The sequence below is a fragment of the Metapseudomonas resinovorans genome (genome assembly GCF_002003485.1).
Classification (GTDB): Bacteria; Pseudomonadota; Gammaproteobacteria; order Pseudomonadales; family Pseudomonadaceae; genus Metapseudomonas; species Metapseudomonas resinovorans_D.
Genome location: NZ_BDMA01000011.1, coordinates 1 through 22212, shown reverse-complemented (window position 1 = coordinate 22212; position 22212 = coordinate 1). Strand labels below are relative to the sequence as shown.

16 protein-coding genes are annotated in these 22212 nt (G+C 64.5%); 5 read left to right on the top strand and 11 right to left on the bottom strand.

Annotation, left to right across the window (positions count from 1 at the left end):
• Window positions 1–413: 413 nt before the first annotated feature.
• From MnOB_RS02640 to MnOB_RS02630, 3 genes are read right to left on the bottom strand one after another with little or no spacing between them, the layout of a single operon-like run.
• Window positions 414–4058, bottom strand: coding sequence for a translocation/assembly module TamB domain-containing protein (locus MnOB_RS02640; protein WP_077521716.1), 3645 nt, complete (start codon window positions 4056–4058; stop codon window positions 414–416).
• Window positions 4055–5785, bottom strand: coding sequence for an autotransporter assembly complex protein TamA (locus MnOB_RS02635; protein ID WP_077521714.1), 1731 nt, complete (start codon window positions 5783–5785; stop codon window positions 4055–4057). The genes MnOB_RS02640 and MnOB_RS02635 overlap by 4 nt, the downstream gene beginning before the upstream one ends.
• A 49-nt stretch (window positions 5786–5834) precedes the next feature.
• On the bottom strand, window positions 5835–6488 hold the full coding sequence (locus tag MnOB_RS02630; RefSeq protein ID WP_077521712.1) for a GNAT family N-acetyltransferase: 654 nt from the start codon (window positions 6486–6488) through the stop codon (window positions 5835–5837).
• Between the two features lie 134 nt (window positions 6489–6622).
• Here MnOB_RS02630 and xthA point away from each other — a divergent pair, with 134 nt between their 5' ends.
• Window positions 6623–7435 carry an exodeoxyribonuclease III gene (gene xthA, locus MnOB_RS02625; protein ID WP_077521710.1) on the top strand — a complete coding sequence of 271 codons (813 nt, stop codon included), beginning with the start codon at window positions 6623–6625 and terminating at the stop codon, window positions 7433–7435.
• Window positions 7436–7672: 237 nt separating this feature from the next.
• On the opposite strand, the gene MnOB_RS02620 is transcribed toward xthA, so the two are convergent.
• Entirely contained in the window at window positions 7673–8002 is a 330-nt protein-coding gene (locus MnOB_RS02620; protein ID WP_077521708.1) for a YegP family protein, read from the bottom strand.
• 271 nt (window positions 8003–8273) lie between these two features.
• Between MnOB_RS02620 and MnOB_RS02615 the strand changes: the two genes are divergently transcribed.
• Complete coding sequence (locus MnOB_RS02615; protein WP_077521706.1) at window positions 8274–9641, top strand: substrate-binding domain-containing protein; 1368 nt, start codon at window positions 8274–8276, stop codon at window positions 9639–9641.
• Window positions 9642–9848: 207 nt separating this feature from the next.
• On the opposite strand, the gene MnOB_RS02610 is transcribed toward MnOB_RS02615, so the two are convergent.
• Window positions 9849–12089 (bottom strand): TonB-dependent siderophore receptor, encoded by a 2241-nt coding sequence (locus MnOB_RS02610; protein WP_077521704.1) that lies wholly within the window; start codon window positions 12087–12089, stop codon window positions 9849–9851.
• Window positions 12090–12435: 346 nt separating this feature from the next.
• Here MnOB_RS02610 and MnOB_RS02605 point away from each other — a divergent pair, with 346 nt between their 5' ends.
• Together MnOB_RS02605 and MnOB_RS28980 are read left to right on the top strand one after the other, a co-directional pair.
• Window positions 12436–13446 (top strand): TerC family protein, encoded by a 1011-nt coding sequence (locus tag MnOB_RS02605; RefSeq protein WP_077521702.1) that lies wholly within the window; start codon window positions 12436–12438, stop codon window positions 13444–13446.
• Window positions 13439–13615, top strand: a complete 177-nt coding sequence (locus tag MnOB_RS28980) for a hypothetical protein (protein WP_199824437.1) — start codon at window positions 13439–13441, stop codon at window positions 13613–13615. Before MnOB_RS02605 ends, MnOB_RS28980 begins: the two co-directional genes overlap by 8 nt.
• Window positions 13616–13776: 161 nt before the next feature.
• On the opposite strand, the gene MnOB_RS02600 is transcribed toward MnOB_RS28980, so the two are convergent.
• Entirely contained in the window at window positions 13777–15006 is a 1230-nt protein-coding gene (locus tag MnOB_RS02600) for an acyl-CoA dehydrogenase (RefSeq protein ID WP_077521699.1), read from the bottom strand.
• 152 nt (window positions 15007–15158) lie between these two features.
• On the opposite strand from MnOB_RS02600, the gene MnOB_RS02595 reads away from it, so the two are divergent.
• A complete protein-coding gene (locus MnOB_RS02595) occupies window positions 15159–16082 on the top strand; it encodes a LysR family transcriptional regulator (protein WP_077521697.1) in 924 nt (307 codons plus the stop codon).
• A gap of 150 nt (window positions 16083–16232) precedes the next feature.
• Here the strand turns inward: MnOB_RS02595 and MnOB_RS02590 are convergent, their stop codons facing one another.
• From MnOB_RS02590 to MnOB_RS02570, 5 genes are all read right to left on the bottom strand, one after another.
• Window positions 16233–17003, bottom strand: a complete 771-nt coding sequence (locus tag MnOB_RS02590) for an enoyl-CoA hydratase-related protein (protein ID WP_077521695.1) — start codon at window positions 17001–17003, stop codon at window positions 16233–16235.
• Between the two features lie 131 nt (window positions 17004–17134).
• Window positions 17135–18262, bottom strand: a complete 1128-nt coding sequence (locus MnOB_RS02585; protein ID WP_077521693.1) for an acyl-CoA dehydrogenase family protein — start codon at window positions 18260–18262, stop codon at window positions 17135–17137.
• A gap of 10 nt (window positions 18263–18272) precedes the next feature.
• Window positions 18273–19460 carry an acetyl-CoA C-acyltransferase gene (locus tag MnOB_RS02580; RefSeq protein ID WP_077521691.1) on the bottom strand — a complete coding sequence of 396 codons (1188 nt, stop codon included), beginning with the start codon at window positions 19458–19460 and terminating at the stop codon, window positions 18273–18275.
• Window positions 19461–19470: 10 nt separating this feature from the next.
• Complete coding sequence (locus tag MnOB_RS02575; protein ID WP_077521689.1) at window positions 19471–20238, bottom strand: 3-hydroxyacyl-CoA dehydrogenase; 768 nt, start codon at window positions 20236–20238, stop codon at window positions 19471–19473.
• 20 nt (window positions 20239–20258) lie between these two features.
• Entirely contained in the window at window positions 20259–21878 is a 1620-nt protein-coding gene (locus tag MnOB_RS02570) for an acyl-CoA synthetase (protein ID WP_077521687.1), read from the bottom strand.
• Window positions 21879–22212 lie beyond the last annotated feature (334 nt).

The following is a 22212-nucleotide window of genomic DNA, read 5'->3' as shown; positions in this document are numbered from 1 at the left end:
CGCACGGCGCACCCTACACGGTCGTTCGCGAATGAATTCGCTTCCACAATGCCGACCGTAGGGTGCGCTGTGCTCACCGATTCCGGGATCGGCTTGCGCGCCACGTCAAACCGCTGGTGCGCACGGCGCACCCTACACGGTCGTTCGCGAATGAATTCGCTTCCACAATGCCGACCGTAGGGTGCGCTGCGCGCACCGATTCGGGGATCGGCTTGCGCGCCATGTCAAACCACCGGTGCGCACGGCGCACCCTACACGGTCATTCGCGAATGAATTCGCTTCCACAATGCCGACCGTAGGGTGCGCTGTGCGCACCGATTTCGGGATCGGCTTGCGCGCCATGCCAAACCACCGGTGCGCACGGCGCACCCTACAGGGCTGTTCGCGAATGAATTCGCTTCCACAAGGCGCACTTAGAAATCCCGCTTGTAGAACAGGTCCAGGGAGCTGGCCAGGCCGCTCGCGGCTTCAAGGTAGAGACGCTTGGTCAGTTCGTAGCGCAGCGCCACCACGCTAGTGGAATCCACCACGCCGAGGCCATATCGGACACTCAAGCGATCGGTGATCTGCCCCACGGCGCCGTCATCATCGAGTTGCAGGTCCTTGAGGCCAAGGCGCTGGGCCAGTTCGCTGGTCAGCGGCGCGCTACCGGAAAGTCCCATCGCCAACGCCGCGCGGCCCACCGCATTGCCATCGCCTTCGCTGGTGTTCATCGGCCGGCCGAGGATCAGGTAGGACAGCGCCTGCTCCTGGCTCATGGCCGGATTGGAAAACACTTCGGTGGCGGGTTCGTCGGCACGGCCATTCAGGCGCACACCCGCAGTGACGTCGCCCACGACGCGCACAGCTTCCACATCCAGATAGGGCTGATCCAGCGGGCCGGCGAACAGCAGACGCGCCCGACGCAGGTCGAGGCGCTGACCGTAAGCCCGATAACGACCGTTCTTCAGCACCAGCTCGCCATTGCCGGTGAGGTTGTCGCCCACCTTGAGGTGGCCCAGGAGGTCCGCGGTCAGTCCGAAGCCGGAGAACTGCAGGCGGTCCTGGCCGACTTCCACGTCCACGTTCATGGCCATCTGCAACGGCTGTTGCTCAGCGTCCTGCTCGCCTACCACGCGGGCATCCGGGGATACCTTGACCGCTTGCGGCGGCAGCTCGCGGACCTTGATCTTGCCACGCGGCACCAGCACCTTGCCGCCGACGGACAGACGATCGCCGGCCAGACCGATGTTCAGGTCCGGCTCCACTTCCAGATTCGCATAGGGCTCCACCACCAGGGGCAGTCGGGTACCGCGCAACGCAAGGTCGACGTCCAGGCCTTGAGTCCAGGCCACACTGCCAGACAGGCTGCCCTGGCCCTGTTCGCCGCTGCGCCATTGCCCGCTCAGCTCCACGCGTTCTCCGGCGATACGGGCATCCAGGCCCAACGCCTCGAAGCTCATGGGCAGGTCGCCGCCACCGATCCGGCCTTCGGCCAGGCGCAGGTTGCCCAGGACATAAGGGGCCTGCAGGGTGCCGCTCAGGCTGCCGGCGCCTTGCAGGCGCCCTTCAAGGGTTTCCACCTTGGGCACGAAGGGACGCAGCACGGCGAGGTCCAACCCGTCCAGGCGGAATTGTCCGGACAGCGGTTTGTTCGCCGGACGTGGGTCGATTCGTGCGTCCAGTTGCAGTTCACCGAGGCCCTGGCCCTGGAAGCTCAACTGACTGTCGATGCGCTGCGGACGCAGGGTGCTATCGAGCAGCAGGCGCTGATAGGGGAAATCGACCCAGCGATCTTCTTCCTTCAGGCGCAGCACGCCGCTGCCCGCATTCAGGGTAATCTGGCCGTTGGGACCGCTGGCAGGCAAGTCGAGCTTGATGTCGGCGTTGAGCTGGCCCTGCCAGGCAAAGTCCTCCGGCAACCAGCGCGCGAGGCTGGCCAGGGGGAAGTCGCGCAGGCGGTAGTCCAGCTTCGGCTCAGGCATCAGGCGCTGCTCTCCGCCGCAGAGGCTCGCCGGGCCCGAGCGCCAGCAATGCGCGCCGAAGTTCAGCTTGCCGTCCGCCAGCCGCTCCAGCCGCGCCGGCGCCTCCAGGCGCCAGTCCTGGCCACCGGCCTGGACCTCGCCCCGCGCCAGTTGGCCGCGCCAATTGCCGCCGTCCAGCTTGCCGTTCATGGCCAGCAACAGGTCGAGCATCGGCCCCTTGAGGTTCATTTCCAGCTGCTGGCGCACCCGGTCGCCGGAACCTTCGGCGGTCAGGGTGCCGAACTCGTTGTCGCCGGAAGCGAGGCCGTTCACCTGTAACTGCACGCGGCCACGCTGGGCGGCGTCCAGTTGGGCATCCAGCTTGAGCGTGTCGAGGCGATTGTCGCCCTGCCCCATCCGTTCCCCGGTCAGCGCAAGCTTGCCCTGCGGGGCCTGCAGCGTGCCGGCGAGATCGAGCCGCCCCTGGACCTTGCCGAAGAGTTTCGGCCAGAGCTGCCCGAGGCGATTCAGGGCGAGGTCGAGGTGGCCGCTGAGCTTCTGGTCCAACTGCCCCCGACCTTCGATGCGGTTGTCGCCCAGACGCACCTGCAGAGCGTTGAGCAGCCAGCGCTCGCCGGCACCTTCGGCCTTGGCCTGGAGCACAGCCGGCTGGCCACGCAGCTGACCACTGAGATCGAGATCGGTATTCAGCTCCAGGCGCTGCTCGCGCCACGCGCCCTTGGACTGCAACTTGCCAGCCAGCTTGCCGGGCAGTTCCGCCAGCCAGTAGGACGGGTCCAGTTCGCTCAGTCTCAGTTGGCTGTCCCACCCCACGCCGTTGGCGAAATCGACTTTCAGCTGGCCCTGCGCCCTGCCCTGTCCGGCTTTGAGCAGCAGGTCAGACAGGGTGACGCTGGCGAGGTCACCGGCCACCGGACTGCCGAGGCTGAAGTCGCCGGCCGGCCCCTTGAAGCGGGCATCGAACCTGCCTTCGTAGCGCGACGCGGCGTAACGCATCTCGGCGTCGAGCTGCTGCATGTCCACGGGAGGTGGTTGCTCCTGGGGGAACAGCCGCTGCCAGGGGAACTCGCGCCATTGCAGGCGAGTGTCGACGGCCAGCTCCTGCTGCCAGTCGACACGGCCCTGCAGTGCCAGGGTCTGCTGGGGATCGCCGGTGAGCAGGAGCTGTTGGATATCCGCGCCCTTGGCATCGACCCGCCCAGCCAGATCCAGCGCTACGGCGCCACCCTCGCCCGGCAGACTGGCCGTGCCCTGCACGGCGTAGCCGGCCGTGATGTCGCCCTTGGCGTTGAGGACCACCTGATTGAGGATCAGGGTATCCGGCAAGTCTGCACTGGCCTTGAAACCGTCGGCGCGCAAGGTCGCGCTGGCCGGCAGGTTCTCCGCCAGGGGACGCAGTTCGCCGTCGAGGTGGCCGTTGAGATAGCCGCTGCTGTCGGCCTGGACCTTGAGCGTTCCCTGCAGATCGCCGTCCGCCCTCAACGCCAGTTTCCAGGGCTTTTCGCCCGGCGCGGGTAGCTGCAGGCTGCCCTGCAGGGCCAGCGGCCAGTTCCCCTCGGGGTGAAGCGTGCCCTGGAGTTCCAGGGCCAGATCATCGCGGCGCAGCTTGAGACGTTCGAGGTGCAGGCCATCCACCTGCCACCGTGCCACCAGCTCCAGCTGCTGAAGCTGGTCATTGCCGTCGAGCAGGAAGCGGCCGATGCGCACCTGCCCGATCTCCAGCGCCAACGGTAATCGCAGCTCCGGCAGGCTGATGGCGCTGCTGCTTTCATCCTGGGAGGGCGGAAGATCGAGGTGGATGCTGTCGCTGGCCAGTTCATTGATGCAGAGGGTGCGACGCAGCAGGCAGGCGGGAGACCAGTCCAGCAGGGGCGCTTGCAGTTCCAGGGCGGTGCCGTCCTGCTGCCAGGACAGCCGGGTGGCGCTCCAGCGCCCACCCAGGGTTCCGCTGAAGTCGTCCACTTCCAGTCCCGGCACATGACCAAGCGCCCAGCGCCCACCGGTCTCGGTGAACAGCAGTGTTGCCGGGATCGCCACCACCGCTGCCAGGACGAGGGCCAGAATCGCAAAACCGTACTTCACCCCGCGCCTCACAATTCAGGCCCCATGGAGAAGTGGATACGGTAGCCGCCCGGATCATCCAGGGCCTTGGCCAGGTCGAGGCGGATGGGCCCCACCGGCGAAACCCAGCGCACGCCGATGCCAGCGCCAGTCTTCATCGCCGCGCTCAGGGAGTCCATCGCGTTACCACGGTCGACGAACGCCGCCACACGCCACTTCTCGGCGACCGGGTACTGGTACTCGGCACTCCCCACCAGCAGGTAGCGGCCGCCGACCTTGTTGCCGTTGCTGTCTTCCGGCGAAAGGGTCTGGTAGTCGTAGCCGCGCACACTCTGGTCGCCACCGGCGAAGAAACGCAGGGACGGCGGGATGGCGTCGAAATCAGTGGTGGCGATGCCGCCAGCCTGTACCCGACCCAGCACGCGATGGCCTCCCGGCAAGGTGTAGAGCCCCTTGGCCATGGCGCTGGCGTAGGTGAAGTCGGTGTCGGAGAGGATGCCCTCCTTGGCGCCGCGTACGTCGAATTGCAGCGAATAGCCACGATTGGGGTCGAGCTTGTTGTCGCCGCGGGTCACGCCGTAGCTGATACCGGGAATGAGGAAGCTGCTACGCCCATCGTCGCTGCCATCGCCGAAATCGAAGGTTTCCTGCTCCCAGCGCAGGGAGACTACCCGTTGCCAGTCACTGGGTAACTTGGACTGCCATTGCCCGCCGATGGTGAAGCGACGGCTATCCACGTCCACCAGATTCTCCCGCTGCAGGCCGGTGGAGAAGCGCAGCGTGTCGGTCAGCGGTGGGTCGAGGGGAATCTCGTACCAGGTGCCTACGTTCTGCCGCACTGGCGAGACTTCCGTCTCCGCTCCCAGGCGATGACCCTGACGGTTGATCCAGTGGCGGGTCCAGTTGGCGCGGGCGCGAGGACCCACGTCGGTGGAAAATCCGACACCCAAGCCAACGGTGCGCGGCTTCACCGCTGTCAGTTTCACCTTGACCGGTATTACCTGACCGGCGCCCTTGACCGGGCTGGCATCCACCCGCACTTCGTCGAAGTAGCCGCTGGCCTGCAGGTTCTGGCTGAGCTTGGCGACCTGGTCGGAGTCGTAGGGCGTGTTGGCCGGGAATGGCACCAGGCGTGCCAGCAGGTCGGGGTCGAAGGGAGTATCGCCATCGAAACTGACAGCACCCAGGCTATAACGCGGGCCGCTGTCATAGACCAGTTCGATATCCGCGAATCCGGCGCGCGGGTCGATGTCCAGTCGCTGGCTCTTGAAACGTCCGTCGAAGAAGCCGTAGCGCAAACCCTGGTTCTGGATCAGCTTCTTGGCGTCCTCGTAGGCGCCATGGTTGAGTTGTGCACCCGCTTTCAGCGCCTTGCTCTCGGGAACGCGAAACACCTTCAGAGCACTGGCCTCGCCTTCGATACGCACCACGACGTTGCGCAGGCGCACCGGTTCACCGGGCACCACCAGCAGATGCAGGGCGGGGTCCTTGCCACCTTCGACGCGGCTGTCGATCTCGGCCTGGTAATAACCGAGCGCCTGGGCGGCCTGGCGCGCCTGGTCCTCGGCCGAACGCCGGAACCGTCGCAGGTCTTCTTCCTTGCGGTCGCCAAGGGCGCCGATGTAGGCCTCGATATTGGCCTTCAACGGCGCATTGGCAGGTTCAACTTTCACGTCCAGCCTGGCCTTGGCCAGCGCCAGAGTGCTTGTGCAGAGCAGGACCAACAGCAGCGGCCCGCGCAATCCTTGGCAGAAATTCATGGGGCGAAATCCTACCACGGCCTTCCGCCCTTTCTGTCGGAAATGCGAGTCAGCCGCTGGCTCGCATCACCGGCCGTGGATTGGGATGGAAGAACACGTGCTCGACCACCGGGCCCAGCGCGACCTCCCCCACCTCCTCGTAGCCCTGACGTTTGTAGAAGTCCAGGTAGCGAACGTTGCCGGTATCCAGCACCACCCCCTGGGAGCCATCGTCCTCGGCACACCAGTTGTGCAGCGCCTCCAGCAGCTGTTCACCGAGATGCCGGCCCTGGAACTCCGGATGGATGCCGAGCAACGGCAGTACGTGGTAGGGCCCCGGCGGCAGGCAGGCGAGCACGGCATCGTGGTAATCGAGATAGCGGCGGGTGCAACGGAAACCGGTGGACAGCAGCATGCGCAACCGCCAGCCCCAGCTTTCGGTGATGTCCAGGCGGCGCTGCGGTGGCGCTATCAGCGCGATGCCCACCAGGCGCTCCTCGATCAGCAGGCCGATGGCCGGCAGCTCTTCAAGGAAATGCTGCTGCACCAGCTCCCGCACCGTAGCGCGGACCCGCTGGTCGTAGCCGGGGCGCTCAGCTTCGAACAGATAGGCGAAGGTGGGTTCGTGGCGGTAGGCGTGGTACAGCAGGGAACGTGCTTCGCGGGCGTAACCGCCGTCCAGCAGGCGCACCTCGACCGGCGCGGTGGGGATGTAACCGGGCATTCACGGCACCTCTTTTGTTATGGGTTCTATCGGGCCAAGAAGGAAATTAGCACCAGATTCCGGGCCCAGCCACGCCGGCTGGCCGGGCGGCCAACCATCGGCTAGCATCGCGTTTTTGCCAGGATGCCTTCGCGATGAAGATCGTTTCTTTCAATATCAACGGCCTGCGGGCACGTCCCCACCAGCTCGAGGCGCTGATCGCCAAGCATCAGCCGGACGTGATCGGCCTGCAGGAAACCAAGGTCGCCGACGAGCAGTTCCCGGTAGCGGAAATCCGCCAGCTCGGCTACCACGTGCACTACCACGGCCAGAAAGGCCACTACGGTGTCGCCCTGCTCTCCCGCCAGGAGCCTATTTCCCTGTTCAAGGGCTTCCCGAACGATGGCGAGGAGGCCCAGCGCCGCTTCATCTACGGCACCTTCGCCGATGCCCAGGGCAACCCGGTCACCGTGATGAACGGCTACTTCCCCCAGGGCGAAAGCCGCGAGCATCCGGTCAAGTTCCCCGCCAAGGAGCGCTTCTACGCCGACCTGCAAGTGCTGCTGGAGCAACAGTTCCAGCCGAGTCAACCGCTGGTGGTGATGGGCGACATCAACATCTCGCCGGAAGACTGTGACATCGGCATCGGTGAAGAGAACCGCAAACGCTGGCTGAAGACTGGCAAGTGCAGCTTCCTGCCGGAAGAACGCGAGTGGCTCGCACGTCTGAAGAGCTGGGGCCTGGTGGACAGCTTCCGCCACCTCAACCCTGAGGTGAATGACCGCTTCAGCTGGTTCGATTACCGCAGCCGCGGCTTCGAGGACGAACCCAAGCGTGGCCTGCGCATCGACGTAATCCTCGCCACCAGCCCGCTGCAGGCACGCATCAAGGACGCCGGCATCGACTACGACCTGCGCGGCATGGAAAAACCTTCGGACCACGCGCCGATCTGGCTGGAATTGGCCTGATATTACTTCCGGAAGAATCACGCTTCACCGATCCACCAGCCGTGGTTAGTGGTGCAGTAGAGGGTGGATGCAGGAGCCAGCTTGCTGGCGAACCTGCTGAGCTCAGTCTTTCGCGAGCAAGAACTGGGCGTCCCCCTCGCTCCTGCACAAGCGCCGAACCATCGCAGCGTGATTCACTCTACGCTCAACGAAAAAGGCCCATCACTGATGGGCCTTTTTCCTTTAGCGCCTGATCATTCAGACTTCTTTCACCATCTGGGTGGTACCCACCTGCATGATGGTTTCGACAGCTCGCTGCAACGCATGCTCCGAATCGTAGAGGTGGCTCCGGACGATCACCTCCTTGTTGACTGCGCACAGCTTGAAGTAGTTCTTGCCGCTGGAATCGATACGCCGTACGAAGCGCTCCTCATGCACGCAATTCTCGCGGAACCGGGCCATGGCCTCCTCTGCGGTGCCGCGGTCCTCATGGATGCCGGTATCCAGAAGGGTCTGCGCGTCGGCCGCCTTCAAACGCAGGCGCCAGGTGCCACCAGTGTTCTTGCGCAGCTCGAACCAACCACTCATCACAACACTCCTTGAACAAGTAAGGGATGCGCTTTTTGCGCCAGCTCGAAGCACCCTCGCGGGGTGTTTCGGGCAGCGGGATACCCTATCCGTTTGCCGAGTTCCGGGTTGCAGGACTCTCCTTACAGAGCTGTAGGAAGCTCCAGGAAATGCGAGGCGAAAATTCCTCATCGGCGGAAAAGGCCCAACGCAGAGCGTTTGTCATATCTCCGTCACCCGGCTGACTTAATCTCGCGGCTCCTTCCACCCCCTTGATACAAGGTGTTTGCCCATGCCGCGCGCTATGACCGCCAGCGACAAGGACATGTGGGGCCGTGGCCTCAGCATGTTGCTGCTCGGTTTCATCTGCTATGCCTTCCCCTGGTCGGTGTTCGCCGCCCAGCCCGAGACCGTCCTGCGCATCCAGGGCTCCAACACCATCGGTGCCAAGCTCGGCCCGGCACTGGTCAAGGGCATGCTGGAAGAGGAAGGCCTGCGCGCCGTTCACCAGACGCCGGGCGACCGGGAAAACGAGGTGCATATCGTGGCCCACGATGCCAAGGGCAAGGAGATTCAGGTGGCACTGGCCGCCCATGGCTCGTCCACTGGTTTCGTCGCCCTGAAGGACAGCAGTGCCGACCTCTCCGCCTCGTCACGTCCGATCAAGGATGCCGAAGCCCAGGACCTGTCCTCGTTCGGCGACCTGCGAAGCCGGCACGCCGAACAGGTGATCGCCATCGACGGGCTGGCCATCATCCTGCATCCGGGGAACCCGCTACGCGCCCTGAGCACCGCCCAGCTGGCCGCAGTGTTTGCCGGCGAGGTAAAGACCTGGGAAGAACTCGGCGGCAAGGGCGGCGCCATCCATCTTTACGCCCGCGATGACCAGTCCGGTACCTACGACACCTTCAAGGAGCTGGTACTGGTGCGCCAGGGCAAGGCCCTGGCCGCCACGGCCCAGCGCTTCGAATCCAACGACAAGCTTTCCGCCGCAGTCAGCGCCGATCCGCAAGGCATCGGTTTCGTCGGCCTCGCCTCGATCAACCAGGCCCGCGCCCTGGCCATTGCCGACGGTGACTCCCTGGCCATGCCGCCCAGCGCCGAGCTGATCGCCACCGAGGACTATCCGCTGTCGCGTCGCCTGTTCCTGTATATGAAGCCGGGTGAACAGAACCGCTGGGCCAAGGCGCTGGTGCAATTCGCCCAGAGCGCTCGCGGCCAGGCCATCGTCGGCCAGAGCGGCTTCGTCGCCCAGCAGGTCCAGGCGATCAAGGTCCAGGCCCAGCAGAACATGCCGGAGAACTACCGCGAGCTGGCCAGCAATGCCCAGCGGCTGTCGGTGAATTTCCGTTTCCAGGAAGGCAGCGCCACCCTCGACAACAAGGCCCAGCGCGATGTGCAGCGCGTGCTGGATTACCTGAAGCAGACCAACAAGCTGGAGCAGAAGGTCGTATTGGTGGGCTTCGGCGATCCCAAGGCCGACCCGCAGCGGGCCGAACTGCTGTCCAAGTTGCGCGCCATGGCGGTGCGCCGGGAACTGACCAAGGGCGGCGTGACCTTGCGGGACGTGACCGGGCTCGGCGACGAACTGCCGGTGGCGGCCAACACGGCCGAGGAAGGACGGATTCGCAATCGTCGGGTGGAAGTCTGGGTGTATTGAGAATAGGAAGTCAGCCGTAGGGTGGACCACGCTTCATCGGTCCACCATTCGAGGCCCTGTTCAGCACCGCCGGTGGATGGAAAAGCGCCATCCACCCTACGGGGCCGGAAGCATGTAGGAGCGGGCTTGCCCGCGAACAACCCGAGTGCGGTCCTTCGCGAGCAAGCTCGCTCCTACAAGACGTTAGAGGCCCCGGGCCTCGCCGCATCAGAAGTCGAAGCGGGTGGTCAGCATGAAGTTGCGCGGATCGCCGTAGAAACCACCGTCGTAGAAGCCCAGATTGCTGAAGTACTTCTTGTCGGTGAGGTTGTTGCCGTTAAGGGTGACCGACAGCTGCTCGGTGACCTGGTACTTGGCCATGGCATCCAGCACCCAATAGCTTTCCTGGGTGTATTCGTAGTCGCTGGCGTTGGTCGCCGGGTTGTATACGTCCTTCCAGATTTTGCTCTGCCAGCTGGCCGAACCACCGATGGTCAGCTTGTTGAACTGGCCCGGCAGGCGGTAGCTGGTGGACAGGCGGAACATGTCTTCCGGCTCGGTGGTGGAGATCTTGTCGTCATCCCCATCGCGCGTGATGCGGTGGGTGTAACCACCCTGCACGTTCCAGTCCGGCAGCACCTCGCCGGCGAGTTCGAGCTCGAAGCCCTTGGTCTTGGCGCCCTGCACCGCACGGTAGACGGACTTGTTGATGACCGGATCGAAGCCGACTTCTTCAGCCAGGTTGTCCTGCTTGACTTCGAAAACCGCGGCGCTGGCATTCAGGCGGCCGTCGAAGAATTCCGCCTTCAGGCCCAGTTCGTAGGCATCGCCCTCTTCCGGTTCGATGGCCTTGCCGTTGGCATCCTGCTCGCTTTCGTGGGGCTTGAAGATGCTGGTGTAGCTGGCATAGACCGAGTAGGTGTCGTTGAGGTCGTAGACCACGCCGGCATAGGGCACCACCACGCCGGTTTCACGCAGGCTCTGCAGCTTGGCGCTCTGGCCTGACGTCAGGTCGGTACCGGTGCTGTCCAGCTTCCAGTTGGAAACACGGGAGCCAAGGATGATCGACAGGTCGTCGGTGGGCTTGAAGCGGCTGGTCAGGTACGCCGCGGTCTCTTTCAGCTCGGTCTTGACCTTGGACTGCGGGCTGCCCCAGTCCGGCTCGGGGAAGTCGCCGTTCCAGTCGAAGATGCCCGGGGCGGGATCGAAGAAGAACGGCCAGTTGGTTTCGTCGGACTCGATGTCGCGGTGGGATAGACCGACCACCAGCTCGTGCTCGCGACCCAGCAGCTGGAACGGGCCACTGGCGTACAGGTCGTAGGCGTTCTGGCTGGTCTCGTATTGGTACTTGCCGCGCCAGACGAACATGCCGGTGCCGTCTACCGGATTCGGGTTGCCGCTAGCGGCCGAACCCAGGGTGATGGGCGAGTCGGTCTCGGTGCGGCTGATCGAGGCCTTCACCATCCAGTCGTTGGCCAGGCGCTGTTCCAGGGTCACGAAGGCGTTGTCGGTGGTGTTGTCCCACTCACTCCACTTGGTGCCCGGGTTGTGCGAACGGGACATGTTGAGCTCGTTGCCATTGCTGTCGAGCAGCGGCACCGAAGAGCCCCAGGAGGAACCATCCGGGCGGTTGGTCTGGCGGCTGAGGCCCGCGCTCAGAAGGGTGTCTTCGGTGATGTCGGTTTCGAGGATGCCGTAGAACACCTGCTTCTTCTCGGACAGGTGATCCATGAACGACTGGCCGTCCTCGTAGGCGGTGACGAAGCGGCCGCGCACGTTGCCTTGGGGGGTCAGCGAACCGCCGATGTCGAACTCGCTGCGGTAGGTGTCCCAGCTGCCGGCGCCGGCGGAGATGTAGCCGGAGAGTTCCCTGGTCGGACGCTTGCGCACCAGGTTGACGGTGGCCGAGGGGCTGCCGAAGCCGCTGAGTAGGCCGGTGGAGCCCTTGAGGACTTCCACGCGGTCGTAAATCACCATGTCGGCCTGGTCGATACCGTTGCCGAAGCGGAAGGCGGCCGGAATGCCATCGATCTGGAAGTTGTCGATCTCGAAGCCACGGGACTTGAAGCTGGCGCGGCTGCTGTCGAGCTTGTTGATGGTGATGCCAGGAGTCTTCGACAGCACATCGCCAATGCTGGTCAGGTTCTGGTCATCCATCTGCTGACGGGTGATGACACTGACCGATTGCGGAGTCTCGCGAGGCGACAGTGACAGCTTGGTGGCGGTGCGTGTCGAGCCGGTGGTGTAGGAGCCGGTACCCTCGGTGGTTTCCCCGAGGCGGTTGTCGGTGATGGACGTAGCCACCAGTTCCAGCGATCCATTGCCTTCCTGCTCCTCGGCCAGCACCACGCCTGCCTGTAACGCCAGGGTCACGCCCAGGATCGCCACGGACAACGGATGACGCTTGAGCCGCGCGACACCGGCATCCCCAGCCGATTCCGTCGCATTGAACGCATTTTGCTGTTGCACTCTCAAACCCCTAGGATGGTCTGTCTTGTTGGCTGGCTAACCAACGGTCTTCTTTTTTTCGCGCGGCGCGCGTCACTGGCACCCGCAACTCAACCGTGCAGGCGCGATCGCATCTGACGGCGGATGCGGAAATTATCATCAAATAATAATCATTTACAAATGTAAATTACGACGATTCGCATGCGTTTTAGGGACTTTCTTAGAAGAGGCAAAGAATTGTTACAGCGGCTCCGTTCCTCCCATACCCGGCCACCGGTAGGCTTTTCCATGTGACGCCGGGCCCCTCTGACGGCTTGCCAGCCGCCATGTCGGAGTCACGTTTTATCAACGACATAAGGAGGGGCTCATGGCAGCTCTGCACGCGTTTCTCACAGCCGACTTCCTCGGCACCGCCACCTGGTTGTGGCTCGTCTTCCTCGGAATAGTCCTCGCCCTGCTGGTCTTCGACCTCGGGGTGCTGCACCGTGACCAGCACGAAATCGAGGTGCGCGAAAGCCTGCTGCTCTATGGCGGCTATTTCGGCGTGGGTGTGCTGTTCGGTATCTGGGTGTGGTTCGAACTGGGCGCGCAAAGCGCTATCGAGTTCTACACCGGCTTCCTGGTCGAGCAGTCGTTGTCCATGGACAACGTCTTCGTCATGGCGATGATCTTCGGTTTCTTCGCCATCCCCCGCCGTTATCAGCACCGCGTGCTGTTCTGGGGCATCCTCGGCGTGGTGGTGCTGCGCGCCATCATGATCGGCCTGGGTAGCGCCCTGGTGAAGGAATTCGACTGGATCCTCTACGTGTTCGGCGCCTTCCTGCTGTTCACCGGCGTGAAGATGCTCTTCTCCAGGGAGGAGTCTCACCCGGACCTCGCCAACAACCCGGTACTGAAGTTCGTCCGCCGCCACATCCGCGTGACCGACGACCTGCACGGCTCGCACTTCTTCGTGCGCCTGAAGCAGGCTGGCGACAGCAAGGCCCTGCTCTACGCCACACCTCTGTTCCTGGCCCTGGTGCTGATCGAGCTGGCTGACCTGGTGTTCGCGGTGGACAGCGTCCCGGCGATCTTCGCCATCACCCAGGACCCGTTCATCGTCTACACCTCGAACATCTTCGCCATCCTCGGCCTGCGTGCCCTGTACTTCGCCCTGGCGGCCCTGATGCACCGCTTCGTGTACCTGAAGTACGCCCTGGCCCTGGTCCTGATCTTCATCGGCGGCAAGATTTTCCTGCACGGGTTCATCGGCAAGATTCCCCCGCTGCTGTCCCTTGGCGTAACCTTCGGTCTACTTGCCGGCGGCGTGCTCCTGTCCCTGTTGAAGACTCGCGATCGCCCGGCCCAGAACTCGGGAGACCTGGGGAAAGATGGATGAAGTGCGAATTGAGCCCTTCGAGAAAAGCGGTCGTATTTACTGGCGCGTACGCCTTGGGCATCGCAGCCTGACGTTCCAGGAGGAACTCGCCGCGCGTGCCTTCGCTGCGCAGCTGCATCTGCGGATGGGCTGGTTGAAGGCCAGGAACCCAGTGCCGGAGAAGGACTAGGTACGGACATGCAGGGTGGACATCGCTCTTCATGTCCACCAACGCACCGACTGCCACGTCAATGGTGGATGTAAAGAGCGACATCCACCCTACGAATCGGCGCCACAACAGTCTCTGGAAAGCGAAAAAGGCCCGCGCGATGCGGGCCTTTTTCATGGCGATCAGTGACTGCTGCGCAGCATTTCCTTCGGTACGTACTTGCCGATCTCGAACTTGCCGATGGCGGCACGGTGCACTTCGTCCGGGCCGTCGGCCAGGCGCAGCGTGCGCTGCATGGCGTACATGTAGGCCAGCGGGAAGTCGTTGGAAACGCCGGCGCCGCCGTGGATCTGGATAGCGCGGTCGATCACCCGCAGGGCGACGTTGGGCGCCACGACCTTGATCTGGGCGATCTCGCTCTTGGCGACCTTGTTGCCGACGGTATCCATCATGTACGCCGCCTTCAGGGTGAGCAGGCGGGCCATGTCGATTTCCATCCGCGAGTCAGCGATCTTGTCGACGTTGCCACCCAGGCGAGCCAGCGGACGGCCGAAGGCGGTACGGCTGACGGCGCGCTTGCACATCAGTTCCAGGGCGCGTTCAGCCATGCCGATGGAGCGCATGCAGTGGTGGATACGACCCGGGCCAAGGCGGCCCTGGGCGATCTCGAAGCCACGGCCCTCACCCAGCAGCACGTTCTCGTAGGGCACGCGCACGTTTTCGAAGACCACTTCGGCGTGGCCGTGGGGCGCGTCGTCGTAGCCGAACACCGGCAGCGGGCGCACGATCTTCACCCCGGGGGTGTCGGTGGGCACCAGGATCATCGAGTGCTGCTGGTGACGCGGCGCGTCCGGGTTGGACAGGCCCATGAAGATAAGGATCTTGCAGCGCGGATCGCAGGCGCCCGAGGTCCACCACTTGCTGCCGTTGATCACCCACTCGTCACCCTGGCGCACGGCGCGGGCTTCCATGTTGGTGGCGTCGGACGAGGCCACGCCCGGCTCGGTCATGGCGAAGGCGGAGCGGATCTCGCCGCGCAGCAGCGGTTCCAGCCAGCGGCGCTTCTGCTCTTCGTTGCCGTAGCGCACCAGCACTTCCATGTTGCCGGTATCCGGCGCGGAGCAGTTGAAGGGCTCCGGGCCCAGCAGCGAGCGGCCCATGATTTCGGCCAGCGGCGCGTATTCCATGTTGGTCAGGCCCGCGCCGAGTTCGGACTCCGGCAGGAACAGGTTCCACAGTCCTTCCGCCTTCGCCTTGGCTTTCAGCTCTTCCATGATCGCGGTGGGCTGCCAGCGGTCGCCTTCGGCAACCTGCTGCTCGAATACCGGCTCGGCCGGATAGACGTAGGTGTCCATGAATGCGGTGACGCGTTCACGCAGTTCCTGGACCTTCGGGGAATAGGCGAAATCCATGCGGGGCTACCTTTTTGCGGGGCTGTTAGTGAGGTCTGGTAAGGATGCTAGAACAGGGCGTAAGATTTCCCTAGTCTATTTTCGGCATCTATGAACATTCATCACCGATATATGATCCGCTGATAAAAACAACTTTCAGGAGCACGCCCGGCATGAATTTGAACAAGGTAGACCTCAACCTCTTCATCGTCTTCGACGCCATCTATACCGAGGCCAACCTGACCCGCGCCGGCCAGATCGTCGGCATTACCCAGCCTGCCGTCTCCAACGCCCTCGCCCGCCTGCGCGAGACCTTCAACGACCCACTGTTCGTGCGTACCGCCCAAGGCATGGTGCCCACGCCCATGGCGCAGAACATCATCGGCCCGGTGCGCAATGCCCTCCAGCTGTTGCGCGTTTCGGTGCAGGAAAGCCGCACCTTCAACCCGGCGCAGGCGAACAAGACCTACCGCATCAGCATGACCGACCTCACCGAAACGGTGATCCTGCCGCCGCTGTTCCAGCGCCTGCGCCGCCTGGCGCCGACCGTGCAGATCGAAAGCTTCCTGGCCAAGCGTCGCGAAACCACCAAGGAACTGGCCGCCGGCCGCCTGGACTTCGCCGTGGACGCCCCGCTGAACACCGACCCGCAGGTGCGCCACGTCAAGCTGATGGAAGACCGCTACGTCTGCGCCATGCGCCGCGGCCACCCGCTGGCCAAGGAAAAGATCACGCTGGACGAGTACCTGTCGCTCTCGCACATCCACATTTCCAGCCGCCGCAGCGGCCTGGGCTACGTGGACCTGTCACTGGGCAAGATGGGTATCCAGCGCAAGGTAATCCTGCGCTCGCAGCACTACCTGATGGCCTCCACCGTGTTGCACGGCACCGATCTGGCCATCACCGTCCCGGAACGCTTCGCCCGCCGCCAGGACCTGCACTACGTGAACCTGCCGGTGCACGACGTGCCCGCCCTGGAAACCCACCTCTACTGGCACGAAAGCACCGACCAGGACCCGGCCAACCGCTGGATGCGCGAGCAGATCATCGAAATCTGCCAGCAGGTGACGGCGCAGGAGCAGAAGGAGCGGGCGTGAACCCGTGGGGGCCTGTTGGGGTTGAACAACCTGTAGGGGCGAATTCATTCGCCAAGGGCAGCGTAGCTGCCCCCTTCGGCATTGCAGGGCAGACCTTCGGCCTGCATGGCGATTGAAATCGCCCCTACAAAGACTGCGCCCTGATTGGACTCAGCGCCCAAACTCCGGCTTCCTCTTCTCGATGAAAGCCCCCATGCCTTCCTTCTGATCCGGTGTGGCGAACACCGCCTGGAACATCCGCCGCTCGAAGCGCAGCCCCTCGCCCAGCGAGCCTTCGTCCACCCGGTTCACGCACTCCTTGAGCATCATCACCGCCGTGCGCGACTGCGCGGCGATGCGGCTGGCGCTGTCCAGGGCTTCCTCCAGCAGCTCGGCGGCGGGCACCACCCGCGCCACTACGCCGCAGCGCTCGGCTTCGATGGCATCCATGCTGCGTCCGCTCAGCAGCATCTCCATGGCCTTGGCGCGGCCCACGAGACGGGTCAGGCGCTGGACGCCACCGGCCCCCGGAATCACCCCCAGCTTCACTTCAGGCAGGCCGAAGCGCGCCGTGTCGGCGGCAATGATGAAGTCGCACATCAGCGCCAGTTCGAAACCGCCGCCCAAGGCGTGGCCGGCCACGGCGGCGATGATCGGCTTGCGCCGCTGCGCCACGCGGTCCCAGCGACCAAGGAAGTCGTCGAGATAAGTGCCGGGGAAGCACAGGCTGGCCATTTCCTTGACGTCCGCACCGGCCGCGAAGGCCTTGGCGGAACCGGTGATCAGCACGCAGCCGATGGCAGCGTCCCGCTCGAAGCCGTCGAGCACCTGGTTCAGCTCATCGATGAGCTGGGTATTGATGGCGTTCAGCGCCTCGGGGCGATTGAGGGTGACCAGGCCGACAGCGCCGGCCTGCTCCACCAGCAGGGTCTGGTAGGTCATATCGAATTCCTTCAAATGGGATGGGCAGGTCTGCGACCTGCATAGCGATTGAAATCGCCCCCACAGCAGGTCGGTGCGGACCTTGTAGGGGCGAATTCATTCGCCAAGGGCAGCGCAGCTGCCCCAGAGGGTCAGAGGCTGCGCGCAATCACCATGCGCTGCACATCCGAGGTGCCTTCGTAGATCTGGCACACCCGCACGTCACGGTAGATGCGCTCCACCGGGAAGTCCTTCAGGTAGCCGTAGCCACCGAGCGTCTGGATGGCCGCCGAGCACACCTTCTCGGCCATCTCCGAGGCGAACAGCTTGGCCATGGACGCCTCGGTCAGGCAGGGCATGCCGGCTTCGCGCAGGCTGGCGGCGTGGTGGACCATCTGCCGCGCCACGGCGATCTGGGTCGCCATGTCGGCCAGGCGGAAGGCCACGGCCTGGTGCTCGATGATCGGTTTGCCGAAGGTCTTGCGCTCATGGGCGTAGTCGCGTGCCGCCTCGAAGGCCGCGCGGGCCATGCCGACGGATTGCGCGGCAATGCCAATGCGTCCGCCTTCCAGGTTGGACAGAGCGATCCGATAACCATCGCCCTCCTCACCCAGTCGAAGGGACGCCGGGATACGCACATCATCCAGTTGGATCTGGCAGGTATCGGAGGCGTGCTGGCCGAGCTTGTCCTCCACCCGCACCACCTGATAGCCGGGGGTATCGGTGGGGACGATGAAGGCGCTGATGCCCTTCTTGCCGGCCTGCGGATCGGTCACGGCGAAGACGATCACCATCCCCGCATGACTGCCCGAGGTGATGAACTGCTTGGCGCCGTTCAGCACGTAATGATCGCCGTCGCGGCGGGCTCGGGTGCGCAGGTCGCTGGCATCCGATCCGGCCTGGGGCTCGGTGAGGGCGAAGGCGCCGATCATCTCGCCGGTGGCCAACGGACGCAGGAAGCGCTCCTTCTGCTCCTGGCTGCCGTACTTGAGAATGGGCATGCAACCCACCGAGTTGTGCACGCTCATGATGGTGGAGCAGGCGCCGTCGCCAGCGGCGATTTCCTCCAGCGCCATGGCATAGGCGAGGTGACCGGTGGCCGCACCGCCCCACTCTTCCGGCACCAGCATGCCGAGGAAGCCCAGCTGGGCCATTTCGCGAATTGCCTCGGCGGGGAAGCGGTGTTCGCGGTCCCAGGACTCGGCAAAGGGTTTCAGCCGCTCCTGGGCGAACTGCCGGGCCATATCGCGAATCTGGATTTCGTCTTCGTTCGGGATCATCGCCCTGCCCTCACTTGATGAGTTCGATTGCGACAGCAGTGGCCTCGCCGCCACCGATGCACACCGATGCCACGCCACGCTTGAGGTCGTACTGGGTCAGCGCGTTGAGCAGGGTCACCAGCACCCGCGCGCCGGAGGCGCCGATGGGATGGCCCAAGGCGCAGGCGCCGCCGTGGACGTTGATCTTGTCGTGGGAGATGTCCAGGTCACGCATGGCGACCATCGGCACCACGGCGAAGGCTTCGTTGACTTCGAACAGGTCGACTTCGCCCAGGCTCCAGCCGGTACGGGTCAGCAGGCGCTGGATGGAACCCACCGGTGCAGTGGTGAAGAGGTTCGGCGCCTGGGCGAAGGACGCATGGCCGGCAACATGGGCCAGCGGCTTCAGGCCGCGCTTTTCCGCTTCCTCCAGACGCATCAGCAGCAACGACGCCGCGCCGTCGGAAATGGAGCTGGAGTTGGCCGCGGTGACGGTGCCGCCCTCGCGGAACGCCGGCTTGAGGGTTGGAATCTTGTCCAGGCGTGCCTTCGGCGGCTGCTCATCCTGGTTGATGGTCACCACGTCGCGGCCGGATTTCGCTTCCACCGGGACGATCTCGGCGGTGAAGCGGCCGTCGGCCATGGCCTTCTGGGCACGGGTCAGGGAGGCGATGGCGAAATTATCCTGCTGCTCGCGGGTGAAGCCATAGGCCTGGGCACAATCCTCGGCGAAGGTACCCATTAGGCGGCCCTTGTCGTAGGCGTCTTCCAGGCCGTCGAGGAACATGTGGTCGAGCACCTTGCCGTGGCCCATGCGGTAACCGGAACGGGCACGCTCCAGCAGGTAGGGCGCATTTGACATGCTCTCCATGCCCCCGGCCAGCACCACATCGGCACTGCCAGCACGCAGCAGGTCATGGGCGAGCATCACGGTCTTCATGCCCGAGCCGCACATTTTGTTCACCGTGGAGCAGACCACGCCCTGGGGCAGGCCAGCGCCGAGTGCGGACTGGCGTGCCGGGGCCTGACCCTGGCCGGCCTGCAGCACGCAGCCCATGATCACTTCATCCACGGCGTCGCCCTTCAGGCCGGCGCGTTCCAGCACGGCGCGGTTGACGGCGGCGCCCAGTTGCGCAGCGGTCATGTCCTTGAAGTCACCGAGGAAGCCGCCCATGGCGGTACGGGCAGCACTGACGATAACGATGGAATCCTTGTTCATGGCGTCCTCCTTATTTCGCGGCCATACGGATAGCGCCGTCGAGGCGAATCACTTCGCCATTGAGCATGGCGTTCTCGACAATGTGGCGGACCAGAGATGCGTACTCGGCCGGACGACCAAGGCGCGGCGGGAAAGGCACGGCAGCACCGAGGGAGTCACGGACCTCCTGCGGCATGCCGGCCATCATCGGGGTTTCGAAGATACCGGGAGCGATGCACATCACGCGGATACCGTGGCGGGCAAGCTCGCGGGCGACCGGCAGGGTCATACCGACCACGCCGCTCTTGGAAGCGGAATAAGCAGCCTGGCCAATCTGGCCGTCGAAGGCGGCAACCGAGGCGGTGTTGATGATCACGCCGCGCTCGCCCTCTTCATTGGGCTGCCCTTGGGACATGGCCTCGGCGGCCAGGCGCAGCATGTTGAAGCTGCCAACCAGGTTGATGCTGATGGTCCGGGCGAAGCTGTCCAGGCCATGGGCACCGTTGCGGCCGATGACCTTCTCGGCTGGCGCGACACCCGCGCAATTGACCAGCCCGTGCAGGCCGCCAAAGGCCTCCACTGCGGCTGCCACGGCGGCGCGGGCATCTTCTTCACGGGTGATGTCGGCTTTCACGAAGCGGGCATTGGCGCCCAGTTCTTCGGCGCGGGCATTGCCGGCGTCGGCATTGATATCCACCAGCACCACCTTGCCGCCCTGCCCCACCAGTTCGCGGGCAGTGGCCAGGCCGAGACCGGAGCTGCCGCCGGTCACCAGGAAAACGGAATTCTCGATACGCACGATTGCTACTCCTCGGGGGTTCAGTTGGCGGCGGCCGCCTGGGCCTTGGCGATCTCCTGGTTACGCAGGAGGAAACGCTGGATCTTGCCGCTCGGGGTCTTGGGCAATTCCGCGACGAACTCGATTTCGCGCGGATAGGAATGGGCAGACAGGCGCTTGCGCACGTATTGCTGCAGGGCGTCGGCCAGTTCAGCGTCGGCGCTGTGGCCGGCGTGCAGCACGACGAAGGCCTTGACCAGTTCGGTGCGCTCCGGGTCGGGCTTGCCGATCACCGCAGCCTCGATCACCGCCGGGTGCTCGATCAGTGCGCTCTCCACATCGAAGGGGCCGACGCGGTAGCCGGAGGTGGTGATCACGTCATCGGCGCGGCCGACGAAGCTGATGCTGCCATCGTCGTTCAGCTCCACGGTGTCACCACTCAGATAGTAGTCACCGACGAAGGCCTTGGTGGCCATCCCCTGATAGCCGGGGAACCAGAACAGCGGCGAGCGCGGCATGTCCAGGGCGAGGATGCCGGGCTGGCCGACGGGAAGCTCGCGGTGCTGTTCGTCCAGCACCACCACGCGGTGGCCGGGCATGGCGAATCCAGCGGCACCGAGGCGGACAGGGTGTTCCAGCGCATGGTGGTTGCACAGCACCATGCCCAGTTCGGTCTGGCCGTAGTGGTCGTGGATGGTGCAACCCAGGCCCTCGCCGAACCAGCGGATCACCTCCGGGGTCAGGGGCTCTCCGGCGCTGCTGACGGCACGCAGATTGCCTTTGATCGCAGCCTCTACCTCGTCGCGGGCAGCCAGCAGCAGGCGGTAAGCCGTGGGCGAGCCGGCCAGGTTGGTGATTCCATGCTCGCGGATGATCCGGCAGGTGCTTTCTACGGTGAAACCGCCCTCGTAGAAGGTGGTGGCGTGGCCCATGGCGAGCGGGCCGGTCACCGCGTAGTAGAGGCCGTAGGCCCAGCCCGGATCGGCCAGGTTCCAGAACTTGTCGTCCGGGCGCAGATCGACCGCGTCACGCATATAGCTGACAAAGGCGACGATGGCCTTCAGCGGTACGGCCAGCGGTTTCGCCAGGCCGGTGGTGCCGGAGGTGAACATCAGCAGGAAAGGATCGGACGCTTTGCGCAGCACCGGCTCGAAGCTGTCCGGCTGGCGCTCCAGTTCGGCCCAGAAGTCATCGCCCACCGTCAGCACTGGCGGCACGCCTTCCACTTCGTCCAGCTTGGGGCGGTTGGTGAGGTCGGTGACCACCAGCTTCGAACCGGCGCCTTGCACCCGATGCTCGATGGCCTTGGGCCCGAACGCGGTGAACAGCGGCTGGTAGACGGCACCGGCACGCCAGGTGCCGAGGATGGTGATCAGAAGTTCCGGGGTACGCGGCAGCATGCCGGAAACGCAGTCGCCCGGGCGCACGCCACGGGCTTGCAGGAGGTTGGCGAAGCGCGCCGCGGCTTCCTTGAGTTGGGCGAAGGTCCAGGTGGCTTGTTCACCGTTGCGCCCCTCCCAGACCAGCGCGACGCGACCCGGCTCGGCGTGGCGGTCGCAGCATTCGACGCAGGCATTCAGGGCGTCGAGATCGCCCGCCAGGGTGGTGGACGCGGCGCTGGCGTAGTCGAACTCGTGGGCAGCGGTGAAGTAATCGCGCATCGGGTGAACTCCCAGGTTGTTTTTGTTGGAGTAACGGGATGGTCGCGCCGGGGGGCGATTGCGGCAATGTCGAAAGGCATCAATCTGGGTGAGCGGAATTGACAGGGGGATTGGGAGGGCAGGACTGCGTCCTGCTTTCGCGAATGAATTCGCTCCCACAGAAGAGCCGCGCATTGCCGGCGAGCACGGAGTCGCCGGCACGTGTCACCCCTCTCCACTTCAGGGAGAGGGGCAGGGGAAGAGGGAAGTCAGGCGCAGCTGAGTGTTCGTAGGGCAGACCTGCAGTCTGCTTGGCGAATGAATTCGCCCCTACAGAAGCGGAAGACCAGCCCGC